The sequence below is a fragment of the Bacillus sp. SIMBA_074 genome, assembly GCF_046534555.1.
GTDB lineage: Bacteria > Bacillota > Bacilli > Bacillales > Bacillaceae_G > Bacillus_A > Bacillus_A mycoides.
The window spans coordinates 1-286 of record NZ_JAWRYM010000356.1; the positions used below are offsets into that span (position 1 = coordinate 1).

Sequence of the window (286 nt, forward strand, 5' to 3'; positions counted from 1 at the left end):
TTTACCGCATCTGCATTAAACGGAGTGCCGTCGTGGAACGTAACGCCTTGCCTGAGCTTGAAGGTCCATGTTTTCCCGTCATCCGAAACGGTCCAGCTTTCTGCCAGACGTGGTACGATTTCCATCTTTTCATTAAAAGCAACGAGCGTATCCAGGACCTGGTAATTGATCAAGCTTGAGATCGTATCCGTAGCGTTTTGCGGGTCCAAGCTCACGGGATCTCCCGTTAGAGCTACCACCAAGTCTTTTGCTTCTATTTCACCTGAAGAGGCTGACTCATTTGAGC

The 286-nt window shown here is 49.3% G+C and carries 1 protein-coding gene; it reads right to left on the reverse strand.

Translation table 11 applies throughout. From position 1 onward, the window contains the following. A partial coding sequence (locus SB773_RS31145; protein WP_410594132.1) for an ABC transporter substrate-binding protein occupies positions 1–215 on the reverse strand: 215 nt, incomplete at its 3' end. Positions 216–286: the final 71 nt, after the last annotated feature.